Genomic DNA, 5,872 nt, shown 5'->3' on the forward strand with positions numbered 1-5,872 from the left:
TGACCATCTTTAGGGCTCTGAGGAAACTCATACTCCACATAGGCGGGGAGATGCAACCCGTGAAGATGAGTGGGGCTGTTGAATGCGACAAAATCTACATATACGCGGTTCTTAAAAGGAAGAAGCAACAGCATGCACATCAAAAAATTGGTGCCGTCTTTTTATTGGTTAACTTTTTCTCCTATGTTATCGTTATCTGTATGAGTGGTTTGTTTCCCTGGTTTAAGTATTTTTCTTTGATCTCGCCGAAAAACTGCTTGTTGCAGTACCTCACGAGGAGTATGTTCAGCAGATTCTCCAGCCCCTGAGTGCTCCAGTGCATCCACTTACTTGTTCTTAACCCTCCTCGCTATCTCCCCCATCAGTCTCTCGATGAGGTTGTTCGTGTACGGTGCCTCTATCCCCTTCGCAGCCAGTCTGGCGAAGGTTACCAGGTAGTTCGCAGAGTTTCTCAAGAACTTCGCCGCGCCCATAAGACCGTCTTCAACCAGTTCCTTTGCCAGCTCCTTAAGGCCGGTGAGCGTCCTGTTAATCCTCCACCGCAACCTTTCGGTATCCCCATCCTTCAGGTGTTTAAGCGCCGAGTTTCTGCAGGTGTGTAGTATCGCCTTCAGCCTCCTGAGGATTTCTTTCCGTTCGTTCCTAGGTAGGCCGGCTTTCCACAGATGCATGCTCACCTCCCTATTTCACCGAGTGGTTTACACAAGAGCTGGTAGTTTTAGGGCTTTGTCTAGGAGGGCGCTTCTCAGGGGTTTGTCTGCATCCGCTATCAGGATGTCGGCTTGGGTTTTGACCTGTTTTGCGGTTTCCCTCCATTCCAGGTTCACGGTGAGTCCTAGGAGGCTTTTCTCGCCTGTTTTTGCGTCTTTTCCCAGTATAACGTTGATTTCGTTCTTTTTCTGGTTCAGTCCGTGGGCCTTGGTGCCGTCTGCGTAGAGTAGGTCGGTTTTCGGTTTTTCCGTTTTTCTGCGTTCCTGATCTACGAAGGCTCCTACCTGTTGGACGTAGGAGTGTATTCTGCTCTTGGGAACAGTGGCTTTGGTTGGGGTTCCTTATGACTGTTTGGGCGTCTCTGTAGGTGAGCAGGGCTGCCGCCTCGGCGCATTCGAAGACCAGGTCGTCAACGACTCTCTTCTTGGGCTCTAATCCCAGGTAGAGGAGGAACGGTCTCAGTATGGTTCCGTTCTCCAGAGACTTCACCTTGACCAGCTTGAACACTATTGTGCCGTGTCTGGTCGCCAGTGTTCTCTTGGCGGTTCCTGCTCTTCGGAACTTCTTGTCTTGGTTTTGGGCGTATTTCCCGCCGCACAGCTCATCGATTAGCTGGTCTTGAGCCTTCTCCAGTATTGCTCTGAGGACTTCTTTGTTCAGGTTGGCTTCGTCCAGGCTTCTGGACAGGGGGATAAGACTTAAATCGCCTGTAACCCGTATTTGGTTATTCAGGGATATTATTGGGCTCCACCTCCATTGTTTTTCTGGATAACTTATAACATAGGAGGGGACCCAATTATCCCCTAAAAGTTAACCGATTAGCAGACACAACCAAAATTTTATATAAAAATGATGATATTATATATTTTAGCTACATAACACTGTGGGTCGAATATGGGTGAAGAGTTGATAAATAATAAACTAATTCTAGGCGAATCCTTCAGGGAAACAATTGAAGAACTTGGTAAAATGAACATTCCTCTTCCAAAGAGTTCTACTAATGAAGAATTTGACTTTAGAAATTTTGCTTTTCCGCCCAATGGGGAATTGGTGACCCATATTGGTGAGATTAAAAAATATACCCTTAATGCCAAACAAGGAGAAAAAATGATATCTGATAATATTTCAATTTCAACTTATGATGAATCTATAAACAAATTCTTGGCTCTTGAAGGAACCGCGTATTTCACCTCCCACTCGTTAGTAACTATGATCCACAAAAATTACATTCCTCTGAATTTACTTACTTTCTATTTTTACACGAGATCAAAGGAAATTACGGAGAGATCGGATTATATTAAATATTCTGTTGACCCTGAAATGGATTCACAAAAAGATTACATTAAGGATAAGATAAACTTTTTAGAAGAATATACTCCCTCAAATTCCATCTTGTTTATTGATGGCCCCCTAATAGGAGGAGATGTTTACACATTCATGATACATGCCATTGAAAGGTTTCTAAGAAAAGAAATAATTCCAATTTTCTTTGTAAAAAATAGCACTAGTAACCTAGTTACAGATAATACTAAAGAATTAAAATACAAATTTAATTCTGACATGCACTGGGCTTATAAATTTTTGACCCCCGGCCAACGCACCAATTTTTTCAGGTACGTTGAGAAAAATAATCCCAAAAATGCAAAAATATTTTGTTACCTTAAAGCCTTTGATCTAAGTCCTCAAAGGGTAGAGTTTCATATAGCAACTTATAATATGTATGAGAATTTAATTCCCTCGATTATGGATTTAGCATATTATCTTATTTTGGTTCAAGGAGATAAAAAAAACCCTCAACTAAGACCAACAGCGATTTCTGAAAAATATGCTCGTGCAACTTTAAAACTTATTAATTTTTATAAATTAATGCGAGAATCTGGATTAATACCTACAATGAATCAAGAAAGATTTGGAAGTTAAAAAATGAAATGGATTGTATTAGGAGAAAATAAAGGAAGAATAGAATTGGTGTCGAAAAGTGAAACACCAGGTTTGCTTCCTAAGGGTTCGTATCTAACAATTGAAAGCAATGAAACTAAATTTATTTTAAGAGTTGATGATAGCCTACAGGTTCAGCCATATTCCCCTTTACCTATGATAGTAGATATGGATCTATCACCCTTAGATCCAGATAAAAAATGTCAAAATATAATCTATGCCTACAGAGTGAAAGATTTGACTCAAAGAAACGACGGTCTCATCGATTTTATACAACCTATGTCGGTCGCCAGACGCTCAAACCAAGAGGAAATAGATCTAGCCATGGGTAGCCAAGAAAAAGGTCCTAAAGTATTTATTGCAACAGTTCATGCAGGCCAAAATCAATTACTCATCGACGATCAAGGAAGAGCTATAACAGCAAGTCTCCCAGAAGAAATGTTTTATCACCAAATGTTAATATGTGGAAAAACGGGTAGTGGGAAAACAGTTGCTGCAAAATATTTAGCTCAATACTTTGTAGAGGAGTTAGAAGGGGCGGTTCTAGCGATAAATGTTAAGGATGTAGACTTTTTAAAAATGGATCAAGAATCTAAAGTAAAAAATCCTCTAGTTTTAAAAGAATGGGAAATGTTGAATCAAGAGCCTCATGGGATCTATAATTTTACAGTTTATTATCCCGCTAATACAAAAATAGATTCCTCGCAGGGAGTAACACCAGTTATCTGTAAAAAAATTACTTTAGATGTTCATGAAATTGATCCAGAATCACTAACTGGTTTATTATATGGTATATCAGATATTGGTGCTCAGAATCTTCCAAACATCTTCAGATACTGGCAAGAACAGGCAAAATCTGGAAAACGAGAGCCCTTCACCTTTAGCGGTTTTGTGAATTATTTTACAAATGCAACGAATAGAGAATTTAATACTTTAAATACTCGAGGAGAGGAGTCTTGGATAACTCTCCATAGAGGGACCTTTGATAATATTCAAAGAAATTTAAACTATGCTGTTGATTTTTTTGATAATGAAGACGCTATTTTTCTCCGTGAAGATGAGATATTAGAACCTGGCAAAATGTCAGTAATAAATGTCGCAGGGGCTAAGGGAATTCAGTTTGGATCAATATTGCTTAGGCATCTGTTGAAGAAGATTGTTGAAGCGAAAAGCATGCAGAAATCTAAAGTTCCTATATTAATCATTATTGATGAGGTACATCAATTCTATAATACAGAAAGTTCAAGAGAAGCTTTAGGTGACTTGGATACTATCTGTAGAACTGGTCGTAGTCAAAAAATTGGAGTTATATTTTCTTCCCAAAACCCTTCAGATATTCCACGGGGGCTGTCGAGTGTAATTAACACAAAAATTTTCTTTAAATCCGATGCTGTATCTGCTAAATTGTTTGGAGTTAATGTAACAGACGAAGAAATTGAGAGTTTAAAGAAAGGCTTTGCGGTAGCAACCATACATGATTTATCCCAATTAAAAATTTTAAAGTTCCCACTTGCATTTGCCGGAGTATTTGAGTAAGGTGATTAAAAATGGAATGTTTTTCTATTGAAGATTTTTTTGATATGTTAATAGAAGACGAGATTGAAAGGAAAATCATCAAATTAATTTCTAAAGATTTAGAATATGATGAGATAATAGAGCAGTTATTAAACATTGAAAATCAGGGGGAAGTTAAATGATTGAATATGATTATAAATTGGAGAGGAATGAAGGAGATGAGATTAAGGTATTTGTTCCCAACCAAAAAATTACTAAATGTCTATCGGATTTAGTTTATATCGAAGGCCCTAATTCTTCGGGAAAAAGTACCCTTCTTAATATTATTGCATTAAGCTTATTTGGTTTAGATAAAAAAGGTCTCAACCCTGCATTGAAGAATAAATTGGATAGTTTAATTAATTCTCCACATCAAAAACTTAAATTTAATGTAAAAATAACAAATAAAAATACTGGTTTAAAACTAGAGTCTATAAAGGATGATCCTAATAATCCAAGTATTACGGTTTATGAAGTTGAAAATGGAAAAAAAAGAAGAATTAACAAGGATAAATTTGAAACTAAATACAATTTAATTTATGACATTCCAAACAATCCAACTGACAGATTAAGAGAGCTGGTAAATGAAATAAAGAATTTTCAACAAACTTATGGTAACAAAGTAGGTTCTTTAATGGTTGCAATCAAAAATATGATAAGCGATATTCAAAAGTCAAGAGATCAAGATAAAATTGACAAATATCGACATGAATTGGAAAAAGCTAATTATGAATTAGAAAAACTAGAACCTTTAATAAAAAATATTAAAGAAGAATTAAATCTATTAGAAACCTATACTTATTGCAGATTTTATATGGAATATGCAATTAACTATGAATATAATGCGCTAGCAGTTGAAGAAAAAAAGAAACAGATAAAAAAAATTGAGAAGAGCGTTACAACACAGGATAAAAAATTTGATAAATTAAAACAAGAATTAATGTCAACAATTTACAAGATGCAAGAAATTTTTAATGAAGCAACACAATTATTGATACTGATAATACCAAAAGAAGAAAAATATTTATTAAAAATATGGGAAAAAATGGATTTTTACAAATCAGCAGAAGATTTTGAGTTCGATCCTAATCTAGAAAGATTAATTCTTAAATTCAGAGACATAGCTATTAAATTAAAAAATAAAATTGAAAAGCAAGACGCCCTCAGTAAAGCAAAATTATTCCAGGATTTAATTAATATCTTACAAAATTATTATGCATCCAATTTCATAATTCCTGGAGTAGAAAAATCTGTTCCCGATTTTATTTATATTCTAAAGCAATCAATGAAAGAATATGAAAAAATACTAAAAGAATCAGAGAATCTTGATAGGTTAAAGGAAGCACTCCAATTTCTTGACGATAAAAGGGAATATGTTGAAAAATTTCTATTTCAAGACCTTAATAGGGTTAAAGAGCAAAGAATTAATTGGGATCAGGAAACTTGTATATACTCTGATTTAGAGGAAAAAATAAGTAAATTAGAAGAAAGATTAAAAGAAATTGAAACCAAACTTAAGGATTATTTTACTAAAATTCAAATTAAAAAAATTAAAGAAGATGAAATAAAAAATATTCTTCTTAATCTTAAAGAAAATGAAACACTGAAAAAGTATATTCCAGTTTATTTAGAAGATGACTATCATAAAAAAATTGATGAACTTCAAAAA

At 35.4% G+C, this 5,872-nt stretch carries 7 protein-coding genes; 5 read left to right on the forward strand and 2 right to left on the reverse strand.

Annotation, left to right across the window (positions count from 1 at the left end):
* Positions 1 to 308: hypothetical protein (locus ACUVXA_RS14860; RefSeq protein ID WP_445872065.1), on the forward strand; the 308-nt coding region annotated here is incomplete at its 5' end.
* 18 nt (positions 309 to 326) lie between these two features.
* On the opposite strand, the gene ACUVXA_RS14865 is transcribed toward ACUVXA_RS14860, so the two are convergent.
* A complete protein-coding gene (locus tag ACUVXA_RS14865; RefSeq protein WP_445872066.1) occupies positions 327 to 671 on the reverse strand; it encodes a hypothetical protein in 345 nt (114 codons plus the stop codon).
* Positions 672 to 681: 10 nt separating this feature from the next.
* On the reverse strand, positions 682 to 1,200 hold the full coding sequence (locus ACUVXA_RS14870; protein ID WP_445872067.1) for a hypothetical protein: 519 nt from the start codon (positions 1,198 to 1,200) through the stop codon (positions 682 to 684).
* 405 nt (positions 1,201 to 1,605) lie between these two features.
* Between ACUVXA_RS14870 and ACUVXA_RS14875 the strand changes: the two genes are divergently transcribed.
* The 4 genes from ACUVXA_RS14875 to ACUVXA_RS14890 all read left to right on the forward strand — a co-directional run.
* Entirely contained in the window at positions 1,606 to 2,631 is a 1,026-nt protein-coding gene (locus tag ACUVXA_RS14875) for a DNA double-strand break repair nuclease NurA (RefSeq protein ID WP_445872068.1), read from the forward strand.
* A 3-nt stretch (positions 2,632 to 2,634) separates the two neighbouring features.
* Entirely contained in the window at positions 2,635 to 4,185 is a 1,551-nt protein-coding gene (locus ACUVXA_RS14880; protein WP_445872069.1) for an ATP-binding protein, read from the forward strand.
* An 11-nt stretch (positions 4,186 to 4,196) separates the two neighbouring features.
* Positions 4,197 to 4,346 (forward strand): hypothetical protein, encoded by a 150-nt coding sequence (locus ACUVXA_RS14885; protein WP_445872070.1) that lies wholly within the window; start codon positions 4,197 to 4,199, stop codon positions 4,344 to 4,346.
* The coding region (locus ACUVXA_RS14890; RefSeq protein ID WP_445872071.1) for an AAA family ATPase at positions 4,343 to 5,872 on the forward strand (1,530 nt) is incomplete at its 3' end. The genes ACUVXA_RS14885 and ACUVXA_RS14890, both read left to right, overlap by 4 nt.

Source organism: Candidatus Jordarchaeum sp., from assembly GCF_052745115.1.

Bases quoted from the DNA above. Each gene is read 5' to 3' on its own strand.
- ACUVXA_RS14880 (WP_445872069.1), top strand. From the start codon at position 2,635: ATGAAATGGATTGTATTAGGAGAAAATAAAGGAAGAATAGAATTGGTG.
- ACUVXA_RS14865 (WP_445872066.1), bottom strand. From the start codon at position 671: ATGCATCTGTGGAAAGCCGGCCTACCTAGGAACGAACGGAAAGAAATC.
- ACUVXA_RS14875 (WP_445872068.1), top strand. From the start codon at position 1,606: ATGGGTGAAGAGTTGATAAATAATAAACTAATTCTAGGCGAATCCTTC.
- ACUVXA_RS14885 (WP_445872070.1), top strand. From the start codon at position 4,197: ATGGAATGTTTTTCTATTGAAGATTTTTTTGATATGTTAATAGAAGAC.